At 63.9% G+C, this 20,084-nt stretch carries 24 protein-coding genes; 17 read left to right on the top strand and 7 right to left on the bottom strand.

Annotated features, from left to right (window positions below; translation table 11 throughout):
• Positions 1-34 precede the first annotated feature (34 nt).
• On the top strand, positions 35-1,264 hold the full coding sequence (locus ABID59_RS13285; protein ID WP_354032600.1) for a S1C family serine protease: 1,230 nt from the start codon (positions 35-37) through the stop codon (positions 1,262-1,264).
• Positions 1,265-1,337: 73 nt separating this feature from the next.
• Positions 1,338-1,808, top strand: coding sequence for a YbhB/YbcL family Raf kinase inhibitor-like protein (locus tag ABID59_RS13280; RefSeq protein WP_148754831.1), 471 nt, complete (start codon positions 1,338-1,340; stop codon positions 1,806-1,808).
• A gap of 98 nt (positions 1,809-1,906) precedes the next feature.
• On the opposite strand, the gene ABID59_RS13275 is transcribed toward ABID59_RS13280, so the two are convergent.
• Entirely contained in the window at positions 1,907-2,194 is a 288-nt protein-coding gene (locus tag ABID59_RS13275; RefSeq protein ID WP_148754932.1) for a DUF4167 domain-containing protein, read from the bottom strand.
• 294 nt (positions 2,195-2,488) lie between these two features.
• Here ABID59_RS13275 and ABID59_RS13270 point away from each other — a divergent pair, with 294 nt between their 5' ends.
• Both ABID59_RS13270 and ABID59_RS13265 read left to right on the top strand, forming a co-directional pair.
• A complete protein-coding gene (locus ABID59_RS13270; RefSeq protein WP_148754832.1) occupies positions 2,489-3,049 on the top strand; it encodes a NuoB/complex I 20 kDa subunit family protein in 561 nt (186 codons plus the stop codon).
• Positions 3,050-3,185: 136 nt separating this feature from the next.
• On the top strand, positions 3,186-3,638 hold the full coding sequence (locus ABID59_RS13265; protein ID WP_354083686.1) for a DUF2267 domain-containing protein: 453 nt from the start codon (positions 3,186-3,188) through the stop codon (positions 3,636-3,638).
• Between the two features lie 93 nt (positions 3,639-3,731).
• Here ABID59_RS13265 and ABID59_RS13260 read toward each other — a convergent pair whose 3' ends face one another.
• Positions 3,732-4,028, bottom strand: a complete 297-nt coding sequence (locus ABID59_RS13260) for a hypothetical protein (protein ID WP_148754833.1) — start codon at positions 4,026-4,028, stop codon at positions 3,732-3,734.
• Positions 4,029-4,287: 259 nt separating this feature from the next.
• Here ABID59_RS13260 and ABID59_RS13255 point away from each other — a divergent pair, with 259 nt between their 5' ends.
• A complete protein-coding gene (locus ABID59_RS13255) occupies positions 4,288-4,521 on the top strand; it encodes a metallothionein (protein ID WP_148754834.1) in 234 nt (77 codons plus the stop codon).
• 115 nt (positions 4,522-4,636) lie between these two features.
• The gene (locus ABID59_RS13250) at positions 4,637-5,461 is read left to right on the top strand and encodes a universal stress protein (RefSeq protein ID WP_354083685.1); all 825 of its coding nucleotides are present in this window, start codon (positions 4,637-4,639) and stop codon (positions 5,459-5,461) included.
• 440 nt (positions 5,462-5,901) lie between these two features.
• On the opposite strand, the gene ABID59_RS13245 is transcribed toward ABID59_RS13250, so the two are convergent.
• The gene (locus ABID59_RS13245; protein ID WP_148754836.1) at positions 5,902-6,159 is read right to left on the bottom strand and encodes a hypothetical protein; all 258 of its coding nucleotides are present in this window, start codon (positions 6,157-6,159) and stop codon (positions 5,902-5,904) included.
• A gap of 228 nt (positions 6,160-6,387) precedes the next feature.
• Here ABID59_RS13245 and ABID59_RS13240 point away from each other — a divergent pair, with 228 nt between their 5' ends.
• Entirely contained in the window at positions 6,388-6,762 is a 375-nt protein-coding gene (locus ABID59_RS13240) for a hypothetical protein (protein ID WP_148754837.1), read from the top strand.
• Between the two features lie 10 nt (positions 6,763-6,772).
• Here the strand turns inward: ABID59_RS13240 and ABID59_RS13235 are convergent, their stop codons facing one another.
• Both ABID59_RS13235 and ABID59_RS13230 read right to left on the bottom strand, forming a co-directional pair.
• Positions 6,773-8,023: a polysaccharide deacetylase family protein gene (locus ABID59_RS13235; protein ID WP_354083684.1), complete on the bottom strand. Its 1,251-nt coding sequence runs from the start codon at positions 8,021-8,023 to the stop codon at positions 6,773-6,775.
• Between the two features lie 179 nt (positions 8,024-8,202).
• Complete coding sequence (locus tag ABID59_RS13230; protein ID WP_354083683.1) at positions 8,203-9,009, bottom strand: polysaccharide deacetylase family protein; 807 nt, start codon at positions 9,007-9,009, stop codon at positions 8,203-8,205.
• A gap of 75 nt (positions 9,010-9,084) precedes the next feature.
• On the opposite strand from ABID59_RS13230, the gene mgtE reads away from it, so the two are divergent.
• From mgtE to tolA, 4 genes are all read left to right on the top strand, one after another.
• Positions 9,085-10,506 (top strand): magnesium transporter, encoded by a 1,422-nt coding sequence (mgtE, locus tag ABID59_RS13225; protein WP_354032603.1) that lies wholly within the window; start codon positions 9,085-9,087, stop codon positions 10,504-10,506.
• A 226-nt stretch (positions 10,507-10,732) separates the two neighbouring features.
• On the top strand, positions 10,733-11,044 hold the full coding sequence (locus ABID59_RS13220; RefSeq protein ID WP_148754841.1) for a helix-turn-helix domain-containing protein: 312 nt from the start codon (positions 10,733-10,735) through the stop codon (positions 11,042-11,044).
• Positions 11,045-11,184: 140 nt separating this feature from the next.
• The gene (locus ABID59_RS13215; protein ID WP_354083682.1) at positions 11,185-12,003 is read left to right on the top strand and encodes an aldo/keto reductase; all 819 of its coding nucleotides are present in this window, start codon (positions 11,185-11,187) and stop codon (positions 12,001-12,003) included.
• A 49-nt stretch (positions 12,004-12,052) separates the two neighbouring features.
• Positions 12,053-12,964 (top strand): cell envelope integrity protein TolA, encoded by a 912-nt coding sequence (tolA, locus tag ABID59_RS13210; RefSeq protein WP_354083681.1) that lies wholly within the window; start codon positions 12,053-12,055, stop codon positions 12,962-12,964.
• Positions 12,965-13,937: 973 nt separating this feature from the next.
• Here the strand turns inward: tolA and ABID59_RS13205 are convergent.
• Positions 13,938-14,657 carry a DUF599 domain-containing protein gene (locus tag ABID59_RS13205; protein WP_148754845.1) on the bottom strand — a complete coding sequence of 240 codons (720 nt, stop codon included), beginning with the start codon at positions 14,655-14,657 and terminating at the stop codon, positions 13,938-13,940.
• Between the two features lie 122 nt (positions 14,658-14,779).
• Between ABID59_RS13205 and ABID59_RS13200 the strand changes: the two genes are divergently transcribed.
• From ABID59_RS13200 to ABID59_RS13180, 5 genes are all read left to right on the top strand, one after another.
• Complete coding sequence (locus ABID59_RS13200) at positions 14,780-15,442, top strand: glutathione S-transferase family protein (protein WP_354083680.1); 663 nt, start codon at positions 14,780-14,782, stop codon at positions 15,440-15,442.
• A gap of 135 nt (positions 15,443-15,577) precedes the next feature.
• A complete protein-coding gene (locus ABID59_RS13195) occupies positions 15,578-15,946 on the top strand; it encodes a YidB family protein (protein ID WP_148754847.1) in 369 nt (122 codons plus the stop codon).
• Between the two features lie 183 nt (positions 15,947-16,129).
• Complete coding sequence (locus tag ABID59_RS13190) at positions 16,130-16,333, top strand: hypothetical protein (RefSeq protein ID WP_148754848.1); 204 nt, start codon at positions 16,130-16,132, stop codon at positions 16,331-16,333.
• Positions 16,334-16,490: 157 nt separating this feature from the next.
• On the top strand, positions 16,491-17,480 hold the full coding sequence (locus ABID59_RS13185; RefSeq protein ID WP_354083679.1) for a hypothetical protein: 990 nt from the start codon (positions 16,491-16,493) through the stop codon (positions 17,478-17,480).
• A 42-nt stretch (positions 17,481-17,522) separates the two neighbouring features.
• Positions 17,523-17,963: a DUF1489 family protein gene (locus ABID59_RS13180; RefSeq protein ID WP_354032608.1), complete on the top strand. Its 441-nt coding sequence runs from the start codon at positions 17,523-17,525 to the stop codon at positions 17,961-17,963.
• Positions 17,964-18,000: 37 nt separating this feature from the next.
• Here ABID59_RS13180 and panC read toward each other — a convergent pair whose 3' ends face one another.
• Complete coding sequence (gene panC, locus ABID59_RS13175) at positions 18,001-18,855, bottom strand: pantoate--beta-alanine ligase (RefSeq protein WP_354083678.1); 855 nt, start codon at positions 18,853-18,855, stop codon at positions 18,001-18,003.
• A gap of 273 nt (positions 18,856-19,128) precedes the next feature.
• Between panC and ABID59_RS13170 the strand changes: the two genes are divergently transcribed.
• The gene (locus ABID59_RS13170; protein WP_354083677.1) at positions 19,129-20,052 is read left to right on the top strand and encodes a division plane positioning ATPase MipZ; all 924 of its coding nucleotides are present in this window, start codon (positions 19,129-19,131) and stop codon (positions 20,050-20,052) included.
• The last annotated feature ends 32 nt before the right edge of the window (positions 20,053-20,084 follow it).

Below are 20,084 nucleotides of genomic sequence, written 5' to 3'. Positions count from 1 at the left end.
ATGAAAACTGACAAGCAGTGGAAGGGAAGCAGAAATGGTTCATGAAAAACGAACTTTCATCTGCCGCCGAGCGTCCATCATTGGCAGTGCGATCGCCTCCGCGATCGTGTCGGTTGTGACTGTCGAGCCGGCACTGGCCGTCAATCCCGCACAACGGGCCCTATCCGGGGACGAGTCCGTGAACTTCATACGTCAGATCGCGGACCGTGAGAGCAATGCCGGACCGGCTAACTTCGCAGATCTCGCCGAAAGAGTTGTGCCGGCCGTGGTAGCGGTCAGCTCCAAAGCTGCGACGCCCAATTCGTTGCCCGACCAATCATTCGAATTCGGTCGGCCCGACGATGACTCGCCGCAAAGCGAGAATCCCGCGCCGGATGTCCCCGATCGCGGTACCGTTCCAAGAACGACACGCACGGTGAATATCGGATCAGGTTTCTTCATTTCGCCTGACGGCTATGCCGTGACCAACAGTCACATCGTGGAGACCAGTGACATGGCGGAGATCCGCACCAGTGACAAGAAGACCTATTCCGCGAAAGTGGTGGGAAGGGATTCCTTGAGCGACATCGCCTTGATCAAGGTCGAAGGTCGCAACGACTTCAGCTACGTGCAGCTCGCCGACCAGCCGCCGCGCACCGGTGATTGGGTCCTTACCGCCGGCAATACGTTCGGGCTCGGCGGCTCGGTTACAGCCGGCATTGTTTCGGCGCGTGAGCGCAACATCGGGACTGGTTCTGCGCAGGATTTCATCCAGATCGATGCGCCGATCAACCAGGGCGATTCTGGCGGGCCGAGCTTTGACACGAGCGGCAAAGTCATCGGCGTCAACAGCATGATCATTTCGCCTTCCGGAGGCTCGGTAGGCGTCGCGTTTGCGATACCCGCCGAAGTCGTCAAGACGGTGCTACCGCAACTCAAGGACAAGGGCACGGTGACGCGCGGTTGGATGGGTGTCGAGGTTCAATCGGTCACTGCGGAACTTGCCGACAGCCTGGGCGGAAGCGATCTCCACGGCGCGATCGTGGCAGGCGTTCAAGAGAACGGTCCCGCGGCGAAGGCGGGGCTAAGAACCGGGGATGTGATTACCTCGGTGAATGGGGAGCAAATCAAGAATGCCAGCGAATTGACCAAGAAGGTCCACGGGACGGCGCCGGGCTCTCGGATTCAGGTCACTGCGCTTAGACAGGGAAAAGTGAACCCGTTGAGCGTGACCGTGGGCCAGCTGCCGAGTGAACGCAACGTATTCCCTAGCATTCCGAGATAGCGGGATTGTAGTCCGTCACTTGTGAGCCGCTCGGCACAAAGAGATCGATGGTGCAAAAATCAGGAGAGCGCGAATGACATTCAGCTTGAAAAGCCCTGCGTTCCACGATGGCGACCGAATTCCCGCAAAATACACGGCGGATGAACAAGACCTCTCACCTCCGCTGGAGTGGTCGGATCCGCCGGCGGGAACCAAGAGCTTCGCCCTCGTCGTTGAAGATCCGGACGCGCCGTCCGGCACGTTTCACCATTGGGGCCTTTACAACATCATGGGCGAACGAACGCTGCTGCCGGAGGGAATCGGCCACGGCGCGAAGACCAAAACCGAGAGGCTCGGAAAGGGCGTCAATGATTTCGGCGAGATGCGTTATCACGGACCCGCCCCGCCGAAGGGACACGGAACCCATCACTACCACTTCAAGCTGGCGGCGCTGGATGTCGAAGCGCTTTCGCGAGCGCCCAAGATGTCCGTTGCCGACATCTGGAAGTCGGCTGAGAAGCACATGCTGGGGCAGGCCGAGCTCATCGGCGTCTATAGCCGGTGACGCAAACGGCGGTTCGCGATTTGAGAGCGTCTACGACTGCGATCCGGAAGCGCCGCTCGCGCTGGCTGCAAGCACGTTGCTCGTGGCGAAGCCCACCGCTACGAGCGGCCACCCAAAGGAGCGGCGGCGCCGTTCTCGCGCATCGATCGCAGATAGTGCTCTGCGTGTTGAAAGTAGTTCTCCGCGGCAATCCGGTCGCCCTTCAAGGCTTCGGCGCGGGCTAGCGCCAGATAGCGCTCGTAGTGTCTTTGAGCATTCCGGGACGAATTGATCGCGATGCCGTTGCGGGCAGCGTGCTTGGTTTTGCGCATCTGAGACTTGCGCGGCATTTTGATGCTGAAGCGCGGCTCGACCGCCCCGCTGAGTGCAGATGTTGTCATGTCCATCCATAAGTCGCCCGGCTGAAGCCGCACGATGTTCATCTAAAGTGGGTTGGGGGCAGACGTGGATTGCGGGACGATCATACGTCACCATCCGTCGAAGCTCGCCGCGGCGAGAACCGAAGCGATCCTCATCGACTGCAAACACAGATATAGGAAACCGAGCTGCCAATTCAAGCCGCGTCCAGTCCGAGGGACCGCGCCGAACCGTCCGGTGCAGTTCGCGCGAAACATTGCTTACGAAACGAACGGTACCGCCGCCTGGACGTTGCATGAGAAGCTGCAGCACAGGAGACGCGCATGGACCGTCCGTTGATCGTGCCCGCTGGCAGAGGGCTCCTGGACCCCGGAACCGGCAAACCGACGAGCGACGAGTTTTTCGGCGCGGTCAGGGGCGATCTCGCCGACAAGGGTTTCTTTGTCACCGCGGCCGATGATCTCATCACCTGGGCGCGAAGCGGTTCGTTGATGTGGATGACGTTCGGGCTCGCCTGCTGCGCTATCGAAATGATGCAAATGGCGATGCCGCACTATGACGCAGAGCGGTTCGGATTTGCGCCGCGTGCGAGCCCAAGGCAATCGGATGTCATGATCGTGGCCGGCACGCTGTGCAACAAGATGGCGCCGGCGCTGCGCAAGGTCTACGACCAGATGCCGGAACCGCGATATGTGATCTCGATGGGATCATGCGCCAATGGCGGGGGATATTATCACTACTCTTATTCGGTGACGCGCGGATGCGACCGCATTGTTCCCGTGGACATCTACGTCCCGGGCTGTCCGCCGACTGCAGAGGCGCTCCTTTACGGCGTGATGCTCCTGCAAAAGAAGATCCGCCGAACCGGAACGATCGAGCGTTGAGCGCGAACCGCCCCGGGAGGCAGTAGCATATCGATTGCGGCATCGCTGCGCCGGTATCAATCTCTCAATAATCGAGAACCCGTGGTGACGACCGACGTTGTCCGTTCAGCTGTCTTCGAGCAAAAAGGACGTAATCATGAGTGCAACAGGCCTCGATGTATTTGACAGAACGATCCATCTCACAAACACGTGGCTGGATGAGATGATGACGTCGCTCCCGCATGACAGGCAGCTTGCATGGCATGCGTTGGGAACGGTGCTCCGAACCATTCGCGATCGGATCCCGGTCAATCTAGCGGCACACCTCGGTGCCCAGCTCCCGTTGCTGGTCCGGGGCGTCTACTACGATCAGTGGCGGCCGAGTGAAGTCCCGAAGGACTGGCGTTCTGCCGCCGAATTTCTCGGGATCATTTCCGCAGAGCTGAGCTCGTTGCGGCCGATCGGCGCAGGCGATGCCGCGCAGGCCACGTTCCAGGTCTTGAACCATCACCTTGACCCAAATCAGGTCGAGAAGGTTCGCCATGCATTGCCTGAAGAGGTGCGGGCTCTCTGGACGGCCGGTCGTCAACAAGGGCAGTCTGCCGCCTAACCGGAACGGGACCACGCCTTCCGCAGAGCCGGACGGCCCGCCGGATTCTTCACTTGGGCTTGGCGAGCCGTCCGTCGAAAGGCCGCATCGCGGTCACCAGTCTGGGCCGATGCCAAAGCTGAAGCCCGGCCCATAGACCCCGATGCCCGGCCGGTCGTAGTAGCCACGATCGTAGTAGTCGTATCGCCGCGGACCGTAATAATAGTCGTTTCCAATGATGACGCGGCGATCGCCTCTGGTGTGCCAGCATCGGCCGGCGTCGTCACAAACGAGCCGCGCCTGATGGAGCAAAGGCGAGCCGTCTCCGACTTGAAATTCGTCGGCAGCATAAGCGCTCGACGCTATGAGAGCACCAGCACCGGCGAGCAGCGTCAGGATCATTCGTCTCATGTCCGTCTCCTCTGACTGCACGCCCCGACCAGCGAACGCTCCAGCCAGATGGCCGTTCCAATGAGTTGCCGGCTGCCGATTGGACAGAATCCTTGAGCTGCCCGGGGTGGGAATGGAAACGTGACCCCGAAGTATCATTATTAGATACGCTGAATGGTGGGTATTGCGGCCGCGGACGTCCAGCCACATCACCTATTGGAACCAAGTGCCATTTGGCGACTTCAGCGTCCATATGCGACATCGGCGGAGGCGAGAGATCATGGCGACATGTGAAACCTGCGGCAATGACTATGACAAGACCTTTCAGGTCTCGATGAACGGGAAAGCGCACACATTTGACAGCTTCGAATGCGCCATTCACGCGCTAGCGCCGAGCTGCGATCATTGTGGAATCCGTATCGTCGGACACGGCCTGGAGAAGGCGGGCACTTTTTTCTGTTGCGAGCACTGCGCCCAGGGCGAGGGTGTCAAAGGCCTGCGTGATCGGATCTAGCCCGCGCCACGCGCATCATGGCCCTTCGTTCTGCATCTCGCTTTGAGCGTGCTGCGTCGGGTGGCGACAAGTGAACCGGCCGTACGCGCAACGGCAGGTTACTTAGGGAAATCGGATGTTAACATCCATTCTTGTTCATATCGAACCAGACCACGCATCGCGCAACCGCCTTGAATGCGCCGCGCAAGTTGCGCGTCGCTTTAACGCCAGGCTGATCGGTGTAGCCGCAGCTCAGCTGCGGGCACCAGTGGTCGATAACTACGGCGGGGTTGCCATCGCAGCCGAGATGGAGGCAGAAGAGGAGCGCATCCGGACGGGATTCAAAAACGCTGAGGCGGGGTTCCGGAACTCTCCAGCGGTCGGCGGCCTGCAAACTGAATGGCGCTCAGTGGTTGGGGTGCCTGAAGCGGTATTGGTACGCGAAAGCCGTGCGGCCGACGTCATTGTTCTCGGCCGAGCCCCCGCCCAGCTTGGCGTTTTCAGCTTAATGGACCCAGGCGACGTGCTGATGCACGCTGGCCGACCGGTGCTGGTTGTCCCAGACGGAACACGGAGCCTGGAGGCGAAGCGCATCGTCGTCGGCTGGAAGGATACGCGAGAAGCGCGCCGCGCGTGTCTCGATGCGCTGCCGTTGCTTCAGAGAGCCGACCTCGTATCGGTTGTCGAAGTCGTCGACGAAACTGAAATCGATGCCGCCAAAGCGAGGGTTGCGGACGTTGCGACGTTTCTTGGCCGTCATGATGTCCGCGCAGAAGCGGAAGCGCGTGTGCGCGCGGAACGGTCGGTGGCGGACGCACTCATGCTGGCGGCGGAACAACACGGTGCCGATTTGACGGTCACCGGTGCATATGGACATACGCGGCTACGCGAATGGGTATTTGGCAGCGTCACGGCCGACTTGCTGACACGCAGTCCAAAATGCTGCTTTCTCGCTCACTGATCGGTCAAGAGGCCTGGAATGATTGGCGACATCGATATGGCGCCGGGGCCGAACTGGTCGAAACCTGCAGCCGCTGAGGCGCGAAAAAAATGCGGAAAAAATTGCGCCGACAGAGGAACGGGTAACCTGCGCGCCTCGTTATTCAGTCAGTGAGCGGTCGACGGAATGACAAAGCCAAACCGAGAGGAATGGCAAAGCAAGCCAAAGATCGTTTCACAAGCCCCGTCAGCCTACTTCGGTAGCTGGCGGGGTCGTTTCGCGCGCTTTGGCGCGACCCCTCAACAGGCTATCCACAGGGATATACCGACTTGGCGCACAGCGCTGGCGGCGGTCGGAGGGGCACCGGGCAAGGCTCCCCAGTGTAGGATGGTTGATCTGTCGCGCTTGGCGCGAGCATCATGACCTGCCCTCGCTGGAGGAAGATGCTCAAATCTCCCTGGCTAGCCATATTCCTCGCCGATCCCGTATTCGCGGTAGATCTCGAGCGGATCGAGGTCGGGGAACAGGCGGCATTTGGCCTGGGCGAGATGCAGGCTCACCGCGGCTGGCTCCTTGCCGCTCGACAGCAACTTGCGAATGTCGTCCATATGCGCGCACGGCTGGTGCTTGGCCTCGAGCTGCTCCAGCGCCACCAGCGCGGTCGCGAGCGCCTCGGTCAGAACCCAGTCGTCGTGGCCCGTGATTCCCTTCTTCGGCATCGGCAGACCCCAATCCGCTGACCTCGGGTGTGGCAGCGGCAGCAGTCTACCGTAGCTTCCGTCGAATCTCCATCGAGCCGGGCGCGTGGAACACGGCGAGGGGCTGCGCTCTCGCTTGCATTATGGCGGCGCGTGGCTAAAAGGCGGCGGCACGCGGGCGATGGTATCTTTGTTGAAACGAAGTTGGGCTAGACGGGCCTCGCGCGACCTCTCTCGCCTGGAGCCAGCATGGTCTTTCTAAGCTTCGTCTACCGCTTCCTGACCAACTTCGCGTTCATGGCGCTGGTCTACTTCAGCCTGAACTTCATGGAGAAGTACCAGAACCGGGCGATCCTCGCGATCCTGGTGCTGGTCTATAGCGGCATGCGCGCGGCCTCGACGCTGCGCGCGTTCTACTTCTTCCAGAAGATCGAGAAGCTGGAAGCCGAGACCAAGCGCCTGCAGGCGCCGATCAATGACGGCTCGGGCGGAACGAATACGCGCAAGCAGGTCGTGGCCGACGTGGCCCGGCTGCGCCGCGACGGCGAGCTCAAGTCCTATATGGATCTATTCTTTCTGGCGCTGATCGTGCTGCTCTGCGTCGCCAATATCATGCGGCAGTAACGGCTTTTACTCAGGCGCGCTTCTTCACGCTGGTGGCGACGCGGGTCGGGCGGGGTGCCGTGCTCTTGGCTTGGGCCGCGTGCTTCGGGTGTGCAGCATGCGCGGTTCGCCGTGCCTGCATCTTGGCCGGCTTGCCCTTGCCGGCATGCGGCGCTTCGGCCGCGATCGCGAGCCGGGTTGCGGCGCGTCGCGATAAGGTCGCCGACAGCAGCACATCGACCGAGCCCTCGGGGATCGCGAAGAGATCGCGCCCGGGCGCGGGCAGGGTGGCGGCGACATCGGCCTGAGCCATGGTCTTGCGCGGCAACACCAGCGGTTGGTGCCCGGTCTGCGTGTTGAGATCGGCGAGGCCAGGCGCAGGCAGCGTCGCGGTCTGCGTGAACGCGAAGTTCGGCACGGAAGGCCAGCGCGCGATCGGCGTCGTTTCCGTCGGCGGATGCAGCAGCCACTCCACCGCCGTGGTCGGCGTCGCCGGCTGGTCGGCGGTCGCGGGCACCACATGAACGATGCGATAGCCGCGTGCCTTCAGGTCGCGGATGATCTTTGGCAGCGCCGCCACGGTGCGCGCCTGGATGTCGTGCAGCAGCAGGATGCCCTTGCCCTTGGCCTCCAGCCGCTGGATCGCGAGCTGGTAGACGCGATCGGACGAGATATGGCGCCAGTCGTCGGCCGGGAAGTCGGCGCTCCAGACCTGGATGCCGCGGGAGATCAGCAGGTTTTCGACGCCCTCGGCGCGCATCAGGCCGGGAATGCGGAAGAACGGCGCCAGCTTGGACGGATCGGTCATCGCAGCCGACGTCCACTCGATGCCGCCGTTGATCTGCGCCTCGGCCTTGTCGAGCGGCATCCGGTCGAAGGTCAGCGGATGGTTCATGCTGTGCGTGCCGACAGTGTGGCCCGCCGCGACCAGCTTGCGCACGCCTTCCGGGTTCGCCTTGGCCTGTTCGCCGATGATGAAGAAGGTCGCCTTGATGCACTCGTCGGCGAGGATCTGGAGCACCTGGTTGGAATTCTTCGGCAGCGGACCGTCGTCGAAGGTCAGCACCACCTCGTGGTCTTTCAGCGGCAGCGTCTCGCGGTACTGCATGGTGCCGATGCGCGGATGCTCATGCGGATCGACGACGAGCGTGCGGGAGGTGCCGAGCGCGCCCGGATGGCCCGGACATTCGGCGGCGAAGGCCGCCGGCGACGCCGTGGTCAGCAGCCCCAGGAGCAGGACGGTCCACGGTCGCGTCCGAAAAACAACGCTACTGCCGATCATGAACCCGGTCTGCCCTCATCTGCGTTTGCCGCCATAGTAGGTCGGAGCCATCAGGAAACGGTTCAGGCGCAAAGACCTTTCCCCGCCTAGGGTCCCCTCAATCTTTGCAGGGCGTAGCATGAACAGAGTGTTAATAGGGCTCAAATCACCCCATCTCGGTCAGCCGTGACATTCCGGCATCAATGCGCGTTGGCGTTCTTCTGTGATGTGACCGCCGGGACCAAATGAACCACGTGAAAGCCGTTCTCCCGCAAATACCGGAGGAAGGCCGGCATCATGGCCGCCGTACGCGCCTGGGGATCGTGGAACAGGATGATGCCCTTGCCGGCGGCGGCTAGGCGTTCGGTGACCAGCTTGAGTTCCTGCTCCGGCGTCATGTCGTTCCAGTCGCTGGCCCAGAGATCAGCCCCGAACACGACGATGCCGCGCGACTGGAGCAGGTCGAGCTGGGCTTGCGTCTGTTCGAAATAGGGGAAGCGGAAGAACGGCGTCGACGGCGTCGTCGTCGAGACCCCGTGCAGCGCCATCTCGTCGGAGGCGATGCCGCGGTCGATCTCGTACTTCGCCGCATCGGCCGGGATCCGCGCCATGTACGGATGCGACCAAGTGTGATGGCCGATGGTGTGACCCTCGCGGGCGATGCGCTTGACGAGGTCAGGATATTCGGCGGCGCTCCGCCCGACCAGGAAGAAGGTCGCGCGCACGCATTCCTGTGCCAGCGCCGCCAGCACCTTCGACGTCATCGGCGGACGCGGGCCATCGTCGAAGGTCAGCACCACCTCGTGATCTGCGAGCGGCAGCGTCTGCGGAAAGCTCTTCAGGCCGACGCGCGGCGTGGTCTTGGCATCGACGCTCAGCACCCGCGACGTGCCGAGCGCATCGCTCCGCGGGCAGTCCGCGGCCTCGACTGAACCAATCGCGGTGAGGGCGGCGAGAGCCGGGCCCACAATGATCGAGGTCCATTTCGGTCGATGCATCTTTGCCATTGCGCTCGCGATTGCCTTGTGGGTATTGCCTGACCGTCAGCCCAAACCATCAACCTGTCAACGGCGAGGCGTACCATGGATGAACATATGGATGACGCCGCTTCCACCGGGTCCTTGGTACTCGACCACGTCCCGATGCGCAATGAAGACGGCGAAATTCGGCACGAATTCGTCGAAGAAATTGCCCATGCGATCGAGGCCGCCGACAGCGCCGCGCTGCGCGCCTGCGTCGCCGATCTGCACGAGGCCGATCTCGGTGATCTCATTGCGGCGCTCGCACCCGACGATCGTGTCCGCCTGGTCGAGCTGACGGGGCGCGACTTCGACTTTTCCGCACTGAACGAGGTTGACGAGAGCGTCCGCGAGGAGATCCTCGACGAGCTGCTGCCCGAGACGGTCGCCGAGGGCGTCCGCGAACTGGAATCCGACGATGCGGTCGAGCTGCTCGAAACCCTCGACCAGGAGGAGCAGGAGGAGATCCTCGAGAAGCTGCCGCTGCGGGAGCGCGTCGCGCTCGAGCGCAGCCTGCTGTATCCGGAGAACTCCGCGGGCCGGCGCATGCAGACCGAGTTCATCGCGGTGCCGCAGGATTTCACGGTCGGGCAGGCGATCGATTACATGCGCGATACGCCCGATCTGCCGGACCGGTTCTACGAGATCTACGTCGTCGACAAGGACCAGCACTGGCAAGGCGCGGTTCCGCTGGATGTGCTCCTGCGCGCGCGCCGCCCGGTGGCGCTTGCCGAGCTGACCGACGAGGATCGCCGCCGCGTCTCCGTCCTGGAGGACCAGGAGGAGGTGGCGCGCATGTTCGGCAAGTATAACCTCGTCGCAGCACCCGTGCTCGACACCCAGGACCGCCTGGTCGGCGTCATCACCGTCGACGACGTGGTCGACGTCATCGAGGAAGAGGCGGACGAGGACCTCAAGGCGCTCGGCGGTGTCACCAGCGACGAAGAGCTGTCGGACACGTTTCTGACCATCGCGCGCGGCCGCTTCAACTGGCTGCTGATCAATCTCGCCACGGCCTTCCTGGCGTCCTCCGTGCTCGGCCTGTTCGAGGGCCAGCTCGAGCAGATGGTGGCGCTCGCCGTGCTCGCGCCGATCGTCGCGAGCCAGGGCGGCAATGCCGCGACGCAGACCATGACGGTCGCGGTGAGGGCGCTCGCGACCCGCGAGCTCGGCTCCTCCAACGCCTGGCGCGTGGTCATCCGCGAGACGCTGGTCGGTCTCATCAACGGCGTTGCCTTTGCCGTGATCACCGGTATCGCCGCGGTGGCCTGGTTCAAGATCCCGGGCCTCGGCATCGTCATCGGGCTGGCGATGATCTGCAACCTCATCGCCGGCGCGCTCGGCGGCATCCTGATCCCGATGGCGCTCGAACGCGTCAGGGCCGATCCAGCGGTGGCGTCGGGCACGTTCGTGACGACGGTGACGGATGTCGTCGGCTTCTTCTCCTTCCTCGGCATCGCCACGCTGTGGTTCGGGTTGAAGTAGGAAGCGCCTCCGTTCCGTCATTCCGGGGCGCCGCGCTCTCTCCGCTCGTCATTGCGAACGCAGCGAAGCAATCCAGAATCCCTCCGCGGCGACAGTCTGGATTGCTTCGTCGCAAGAGCTCGTCGCAATGACGGGGAGAGGGCGGCGTACCCCTCTCGCATCCCGGGCGCCGCGCCTTTAATCCCACCTTAAGCGTGCTGCCGCATGATCCCTCACGCTTGGGGGAATGAGCATGCGGTTGCGGCTGAAGGCGGACGGACGGGTGGTTGAGTTGCGGGACGGGCAAGAGTTTCCTGTCCAGCCGGTCGTCTCTGCGGTTGAGCCTCCGCCGGCGGAGGCCGGTTCGCCCGCGGTGCGCGATTTGCGCCGGCGCGCCTGTCTCACCCAGATGGAGTTCGCTGCCAAGCTCGGCGTGCCCGTCGAGACCATCCGCAACTGGGAGCAGGGCAAGCGCGCCCCGCGCGGACCCGCTCGCGCACTGCTGGCCGTGATCGCGCATGCGCCCGACACGGTATTCCAGGCGCTCGCCAAAGCCTGAACGCCTGACGCGAACCCCCCGTTAGCATTGCGCTGAAGATCCGGCCCCGAGGTCGGCGTCCTCAGTTGCACTCTGGCGGACCGGGCCCATAATGATGCCAGTGATGACACTTGGGGCTGCCGCAACAGAGAGGATTCCTCATGCTGTTCGTCGAGGCCGATGGCGCGAAAATTCCGGCGATCGGGCTAGGGACCTGGGAGCTGAGCGGCCGGACCTGCGCGCGCGTGGTCGAGCAGGCGCTGCGGCTCGGTTACCGCCACATCGACACCGCCCAGGTCTATGACAATGAGCGCGAGGTCGGCGACGGATTGCGCGCCTCCGGCGTCCGCCGCGACGACGTTTTCGTCACCACGAAAGTCTGGACCAACCATTTCGCGCCCCACGATCTCGAGCGGTCGGTCAAGGAGAGCCTGGTGCGGTTGCGGCTTCCCGCCGTCGACCTGGTGCTGCTGCACTGGCCCAATTCGCATGTGCCGCTGGAGGAGACGCTGGGCGCGTTGGCGCACGCCAAGCGCATGGGCCTGACACGCCACATCGGTGTCTCCAATTTCACGGTGGCGCTGATCGAGCAGGCGGTCGCGCTGTCACCCGAGCCGCTCGTCTGCAACCAGGTCGAATATCATCCCTATCTGGATCAGGCGAAGGTGAGGGCGGCCTGCGACCGGCATGGGATGGCGCTCGTTGCCTACAGCCCGATCGCGAAGGGCCGCATCAAGGCTGACCAGACGCTCGCCGGGATCGGCCGCGCCCATCACAAGACACCGGCACAGATCTGCCTGCGCTGGCTGGTGCAACAGAATGTGTCCGCGATTCCCAGAACTTCGCGTGTCGAGCGTCTGTCGGAAAACATCGAGATCTTCGATTTCGAGCTCTCCGATGACGAGATGGCGGAGGTCGCGGCACTCGCCAGCCCCAAGGGCCGACTGACCGATTTTGGCTTCGCGCCGAAATGGGATTGAGGGGCTGTTCCGGTATGCTAGGAGCAGGCCGGCAACCCAAAATCGGGCGATGGAACTGCGGAAGATCATACGGACGGACATTGCGGCATCAGCCATCGCGCATCTGACGCTGGTGGTGCTGATCATCGTGATCAGCGAGGTCCATCCGTTTCATTCCGGGCCGCCCGAGACTGTCGCGGTCGATATCGTCACGCCGGAGCAGGTGAAGCAGGAGGAGGCCAAGGCAGAGGAAAAGGCTGAGGAAAAGGCTAAAGAGGAGGCGAAGGAGAGGCCGCCGGAGCCGCTCCCCGAGCTGAGGCTGCCGAAGCTGGATCTCAACGACAAGCCGGACGCCGCGCTGAAGCCTGCGCAGGCCAAGGAGAAGGCGTCACCGCAATTATCGCCGCAGAAGCAGGCCTCGCACGAACCGCAGCAGAAGCAGCCGCAGCCTCAGCCATCGCAGGTGCCGCCGCAACAGCCGCCGCCTCAGCCTCAGGCGGCTCAGCCGCCACCGCCGGCACCGCAGCCGCAGGCCGCGCCGCCAGCCTATCGGGCGCCGGAGCCTGACGTCACCGTCAAATACGGCGTGATGCTGGGCCTGCCGCCCGAATTGCCGCCCGCGCCGAAAGACGCGCCCAAGGATGACGGCGGCGATGCCATGGATTCGATCGGCGCCAGATTGTCGCCCGAGGTCATTGCCGAGCTTCGCCGGCACTTGAGGAGCTGTTCGAAACTTCCGGCCGGGGTCGCGCCGACCGATGCCGTGCGCATCAAGCTGCGTGCGGTGCTCGCCACCGACGGCACGCTGGCGCGCCCGCCGATCCTGATCGAGGCCCCGCCGTCGGCGAAGGGCGTGGCCATCGTGGAATCGGCGATGAGCGCGCTGCAGGCTTGCCAGCCCTACAAGATGCTGCCCGTCGACAAGTACGAGGAATGGAAGGTGATGGACCTGTCGTTCACGCCGGTGGATTTCGGGTCGTAGGCTCGGCGTCGCCCCGACGGGCGAAACACCGCAGAGGCTGTCAATCCGTCTTTGCAAAAATATTCTACTTTACCGAAATTCGGAAATGGCGTATGTATCGCCCATCCCGGCTCATCCTCGAGGGGCGATCGTACGTCGTCACTGATTGCGAGCCGGAGTTGCGGTGGACGCGGCAGCGTCGGCACGAGAGGTGCGGGCAGGGCGGGTAGTCCCTGTGAGCCCGAAACCGCGTGTGGATGAGCGGCGCTGTCAGTTCGTCTCGCCAACATTCTTGCGGCGCGTGTGCACACTGCCGCGAGACCCTGTGGCATCAGGCGAACATGCGTACGGCAAAACCGTGTGGTCCTGGCCGTCGTCGCTACGGTCAAGCCTGTTGCGGAGGTGTGGAGCGCCCAACCGGGTCAACCGCATCGCTAATCCGCGAGGCGAGGGAGGCCAGAAGGAATTCGGCTCCCGGGAGAGCACGGCATAAGCCGTCAAACCACTGCGCAGGGAAGGCCGAGTGATTGGCACCACCTGTATGCCGCTGTGCGGTTTTCCTGCGCTACATTTTTGCGCAGCGGACCGCGGGTGCGAGGTCAGCACCCGGCCTTCCCTGCGCCCTCTTGGACAAGAGGGCGGAGTGACCAGGCAAAGCTCGGGCGAAATGCGCCGCGAGGGCGCGAAGGCGCGTCTACGATTCAAATGCGAGGGGGAAGAGCAAAGCTGTTGCCTCATACTCCGTCATTGCGAGCGCAGCGAAGCAATCCAGAGTCTTTCCGCGGAGGGATTCTGGATTGCTTCGCTGCGCTCGCAACGACGATGGGGAGAGGTCCGCGCGACAGACTCCGCTCTCGTGCCCCGGACGCAGCGCAGCGTCTCTTCGACGGTGCGCCGCAGAGCGGGGCACATGTCTCAGAGCAATCCGTGCGGCGTGGGTCCCGGCTCCGCGCGGCAACGCTACGCGTTGCAGCGCGTCCGGGACGAGAGAGCATCAATGACCTTGCTTCCGTACCTCCCCACCGTCCACCACCACATCGGGCGCCATCGCCGCCCATGCACTGGACGCAAACTGCCGGCGCCAGGTTACGATCACCACGGCGGCCGTGGTCACGAACAGCACCCAGGGGCTGACGAACCAGCCGAGATAGCCGAGCGCGAAGAAGAAGGCGCGCTGGCCGCGATTGAAGTGGCGGCCGGCGGATTCGAACACGCGCGAGGTGCGGTTGACATGGGCCTCGGCCTCCGGCGTGCCGCGCTGGGAGGCGGGCGGCATGCCGCCGAACAGGATCGCGACATAGTTGAACAGCCGATAGGCCCAGGCGAACTTGAAGAAGGCGTAGACGCAGATCAGCACCAGGCCGACGCATTTCAGCTCCCACATTGCGGGCGAGGTGCTGAGGTCGATCGGCAGCTTGCCCAAAATGGTGATGGCGTCGTTGGTCGCATGCAGCAGCGCCAGCGCGCCGCCGAGCGCGAACAGGCTTGTGGAGGCGAAGAAGGCGGTGCCGTTCTGGAGCGAGGCCATGATCTGCATGTCGACCATGCGCGCATCGCGGTCGAGCAGGCGGCGGACCCAGACCTCGCGGTAGCGGTTCATCCGCGCCGACAGGCTGTCGCGGCCATAGGCGGAATGCTCGAGGGTTGCGGCATAGACCAGCCATTCGATGATGAAGAAGCCGACGGCGGTGATGTCGACCCAATGCCTGCTCATGTCTCTCTCCTCGCGAGGATCGCAACGATTGCCACGCATGCTGGGTTGCGGCAACGATTGATTGGCGGCAGGCAATGGCGCTAAAAGCAGCCGCATGAGAGGACTTACGGAAGGATCAGGACATGGCAGCGCTCAAGCTCGCGATCGGCAACAAGAACTACTCGTCATGGTCGATGCGGCCCTGGCTTGCGCTGCGCGCCAACGACCTCCCGTTCGTGGAGACCGTAATCCCGCTCTACACCGACAATCCTGAGGACAAGGAGCAGATCCTGTCCTTCAGCCGCGCCGGCAAGGTGCCGGTGCTGGTCGATGGCGACATCACGGTGTGGGATTCGCTTGCCATCATCGAGTACATCGCCGAGCGTTATCCGGAAGTGAAGCTGTGGCCCGATGACGTCGCGGCCCGCGCGTTTGCCCGTTCGGTGTGCGCCGAGATGCATTCCGGCTTCATGGCCTTGCGCAACGAATGCGGCATGAACCTGCACCGTCCCGTGCGTCCGGTGACGCTGTCGGCGGACGCCAGCGCCAACGTCGCACGCGTGCAGGAGATCTGGCGCACGTGCCGGACCCGCCACGGCGCCGGCGGGCCGTTCCTATTCGGCCGCTTCGGCGCGGCGGATGCGATGTATGCGCCGGTCGTGCATCGCTTCCGGACCTACGCCATCGAGGTCTCACCGGAGACCAAGGCCTACATGGACACGATGATGGCGATGCCGGCGTTCCAGGAATGGACCCGCGACGGCCTCGCCGAAACGCTTGTCATCGAAAAATTCGAGACTGTGTAATCGCGAGCATGATCCGGAGAAGTGGACACCGGTTCTCCGACAAGATCATGCTCACTAGAAATGTGAATGGGCGCGGCTTGACGGCATGGCCGCTCGCAGCGCTCAATCACAGGGAATAATGGAGAGGCGACCGCTATGGGAATTCTGGACTCGCTGGAGAACAATCCCGCGCTGCGCAGCGCGCTTGGCCAGCTCGGCGCCGCCGTTCTGCCGGCCGTGATGAACGAGGTGCTCGGCAGCAACAACCAGGGCGGCCTGGGCGCGATCGTCGCAAAGCTCCAGCAGGCGGGTTTTGGCGACCAGGTCAAATCCTGGCTCGGCAACGGGCAGAACCTGCCGATCTCCGCCGACCAGCTGCGCGCCGTGCTCGGCAACGACACCGTCCGGCAGCTTGCCGCGCGCTACAATATTCCGGTCGACCAGCTGGGCGAGATCCTGGCCCAGGAGCTGCCCAAGGCCGTGGATCAGGCAAGCCCGGAGGGTCATCTGCCTCATGGCGCCTGAGGCCTGGTTCCAGCGGTCTCCAGGCCGGCTCTGTTCCCGTTATCGTCCTGAAAAGACTTCAAAATTGGTAGGTTTGCCATGCTCGCGAGGCTGGTCAAAAACGCCGCATGCGTGCTATACAGTGGCTGGGCTTCGAGCCGCCTCGCAGTGGGACCACGGGCGAGGCAGGCGTTGTTTGAGTGAATGGAGAGGGTGTTGAAGCACAAATTCTCGATTGGAACGCGCGTATTGTTCACTGCTAGCAACGTCGCGCGCCCGGCTGCGAGTGGTTCGTACGAGATCATTCGCCTGCTGCCGACGGACGGCGACGACTGCCAGTACCGGATCAAGAGCTCGACCGAAGCGTTCGAACGGGTCGCCAAGGAAAGCCAGCTCGCGCTCTCATAAAGCGCTGACGGCACCACCATTGACATCGCGGATGAATTTGCTCCGCCCGCCGTCAAAAGGCCCCGCTTCGCCTCGACAAATTGGGCCGGGGGGCAGTTGCCGACTCGCGGTGCTCGCTTGACCATTCGCTCTTTGCTCGCGTGAGGGGACATCGCGCATGAACTGGGCATGGGCCTCGTCGCTCGACCAAATCTGGCGCTTGCCGGCCTTTCCGATGTGGATGACGCTGGCGGCTGCCGGCTTCTTCGGATTGATCCTGCTGATCACGCTGCTGCGGGCCGAGAAATCGGTCGCCAACGGTGCGCTGACCGTCATCACGCTGCTCTCGATCGGCATCGCGGTGGCCGCAACCATGCGCGTCTACGGACCCGCGGGGCAGGCCGCGCCGAGCGAAGCGCGCGCGCTAGCCATGGCGAATATAAACCTGCCGGCGCTGTCCTGCCTCGACGATCTCGCCGGTGATGCCGTGGCCGTTGGCTGCGAGAAGGCGCTGTTCGGTGCGCCTGACGCGGCGGCTGCCGCCGTTGCTTATACGGCGGCCCGGATCGATCGGCTGACCGCGCTCGGCGACGTCGCGACCGCCGACATGAGCCTGACACCGGACACGAAGGTGCTGCGCAAGTCGCTGGAGCGCGATCGCTACGGCCTCGTTGCCCAGGTGCTGGTCGTGCGCGACGGCTGCACCCAGTTCGATTGCGCCGCCTTCCGCTCGCTGACCGATCAGCAGCAGGTCGCCGCCCACATGGACGCCCATCTCTACGACATGCTGGTCGCACGCTACGCGCCGACCTGGAATGCCGCCGCGGCGCCGGCGGGGGCCTCGGGCCCGGTCGCCGCGCTGCCGCCGTCGATGCCCACGGGCAAACCGACCAATGCGGAGTTCCCGAGCGCCTCGTCGACGCCGCCGGTGAGCATTATGAATCCTGAGCCGCCGACGGCGGCCACGCGCCAGGGATCGGGCGCCAATGCGGCGGCGGCACCCGCTGCGCCGCCGGCACCACGTGCCCCGGCTGCGACCTCGGCCCAGGCCGCAGCACCGGCTGCGAAGAAGCCGCCGGCGCCGAAGGCTGCGCGCGCGCCCGCGGCCCCGCCGGTTCCGCTCGCGCCGCCGCCGGGCTCGGCTCCCGCGGCTGCGGATAACAACTAGTTCGGCTTTGAAAACCTGTGGCTGGCCCGCTAATGCTGGGCCATGCCACTCCATCTGATCAAGCTTGCCGTCGGCTGTGACTCCGTCAAGGAATTGAAGGGGTGGATCGCCGAGCGGATGCAGACGGCCAAGAAAAAAGGCCTGCCGCGACACCACATCCACATCACCCGCATGGTGCCCAAGCGCGACGCCGAGATTCTCGCGGGCGGATCGCTTTATTGGGTCATCAAGGGCGAGATCGCCGCGCGCGAGAAAATCATCGGCATCGAGCCGTTCCGCGACAAGGACGGCATCGGGCGCTGCCGGATCGTGATGCAGCCGAAAGTGATCTCGGTGTCGCCGCGGCCGATGCGCCCGTTCCAGGGCTGGCGCTATCTCACCGATGATTCCGTGCCGCCCGATCTCGGCAAGTCCGCCGCAGGCACCATCGCGGCGATGCCGGAGCCGATGCGGCGCGAGCTGCGCGATCTCGGACTGCTGTAGTCGCTAGTTCCAAGAGCAATTTTGAGATCAACCTCGGCTATCGCACCGCGATATTGTCGATCAGTCGCGTCGTGCCGAGCTTGGCTGCGACCAGAATCCGCAACGGCCCGTCCCTGCGCGAGGTGACAGGTGCCAGCGTCTCGCCATGACGGAGCTCGAAATAGTCGAGCGCAAAGCCGGCGGCGTTGATCGCCTCCGCGCCGCGCGCCATCGCGCTCGCGATGGCTTCGCCGGCCTGGATCCGCCCGGCGCTGTCCTTCATGGCGCGGTAGAGGACGGTGGCGGTCTGCCGCTCCTCGAGCGAGAGGTAGACGTTGCGCGACGACATCGCGAGCCCATCGCGCTCGCGCACAGTGCGGGAGCCGATCACCTTCACGCCAAGGTCGAGGTCGCGCGCGATCTGCGTCACCACCCGCAGCTGCTGAAAGTCCTTCTCGCCGAAGATCGCGACATCCGGCCGGCATTGCGTGAACAGCTTGCCGACGACGGTGGCGACGCCACCGAAGAAGTGTGGGCGAAAGCGGTCCTCGAGGCCGGCCAGCGCCGGTCCCTCAGGCACGATGCGCGTCGCAAAGTCCTCCGGATACATCGCCTCGACGCCGGGGTGCCAGACCATGTCGACATCCTCGGCCGCAAGCTTGGCGATATCGGCCTTCCAGGTTCGCGGATAAGCGCCGAAATCCTCGGTCGGCGCGAACTGCGTTGGATTGACGAAGATCGACACAACGACGCGGCTCGCGCGTCGCTTGGCCAGGCGCACCAGCGACACATGCCCGTCATGGAGCGCCCCCATGGTCGGAACCAGCGCGACCGTGGCTTTTCGCTTGCGAAGATTGTCGACGGCGCGTCGCAGGGCGGGCACCGTGCGGGTGATCAAGGGGTGTCGTGACATCAGGACTCGGGGATCGTTGGGGAATGGGAGCGGCCTGCCGCGCTAGCGGCTAACCTTAACAAGCGGCGGTCGTGGACGCCATGCGTCGACATGCGGCACAGCATCCCCGCAACGCGGATGTCGCGCCATTGTGGGCCGGATCACAGACGCGACACCGCGACACGATTCACGATGAAGACCCGCGCACTGTGATTTCGTTATCCTGTCACGCATTTCACTTGACCGCAGACGCGGCCAACTCGAAGATATTGTTTAGGGGTGTTGAGGATCGCCATGCTTGTGCAGGCTAGCCAAAGCCAATCCGGCTCGGCGCACGTCGTCGTGCTCGGCAATGAAAAGGGCGGCTCCGGCAAATCGACCACCGCCCTGCACATCGCGGTTGCGCTCCTGAAAGCCGGCCAGCGCGTCGCCACCGTCGATCTCGACTGCCGCCAGCAAAGCTTCACCCGCTACATCAACAACCGCTCTGCCTGGGCGCGCCGCACCAAGCTCGACCTCGAGCTGCCGATGCATCGCTGCATCAAGCTCGGCGAGACCATGCAGGTCGCTGAGAACGAGAATTCGGAGTTCCTCCAGTTCATGGAGGCGGTCTCGGCGGTCGAGAGCAGCTTCGACTTCATCGTCATCGATACGCCCGGCACCGACAGCTATCTGATGCGGCTGGCCCATTCGATGGCCGATACGCTGGTCACGCCGATCAACGACAGCTTTCTCGATTTCGACGTGCTCGGCACCGTCGACCCCGCCAATTACGCGGTGACAGGTGAGAGCCATTACGCGGAGATGGTGCGCGACGTCAGGCGCAAGCGCCGCCAGCTCGACGGCTCGACCACCGACTGGATCGTGGTGCGCAACCGCCTGTCGATGCTCGGCTCCCGCAACAAGCAACTCGTCGCCGAGGGGCTGAAGGATCTGTCGCTGCGGCTCGGCTTTCGCTACGTCGACGGCTTCGCCGAGCGCGTCGTCTATCGCGAGTTTTTTCCGCGCGGCCTGACGGCGCTCGACGAGATCGACGAGGCCACGCTCGGGATGCGGCCCAATCTCGGCCATCTCACCGCGCGGGAAGAGGTGACGAGTCTGCTCCGCCAGCTCAAGCTGCCGCTCGATGAACGTGGCCGCCGCCGTGCGGCAAATCGCGCCGAGTGGTTCAGCCAGGTCGACAAGCCGCTCGAGGTTCACGACATCCTCGGCGCCTGATCCAGGCGGTATAACGCTACTTCCAGCCAACC

This window comes from Bradyrhizobium sp. S3.3.6 (assembly GCF_040546905.1).
In the GTDB taxonomy this organism is placed as follows: Bacteria; Pseudomonadota; Alphaproteobacteria; order Rhizobiales; family Xanthobacteraceae; genus Bradyrhizobium; species Bradyrhizobium cytisi.
This window is presented reverse-complemented; position numbering and strand designations above follow the sequence as displayed.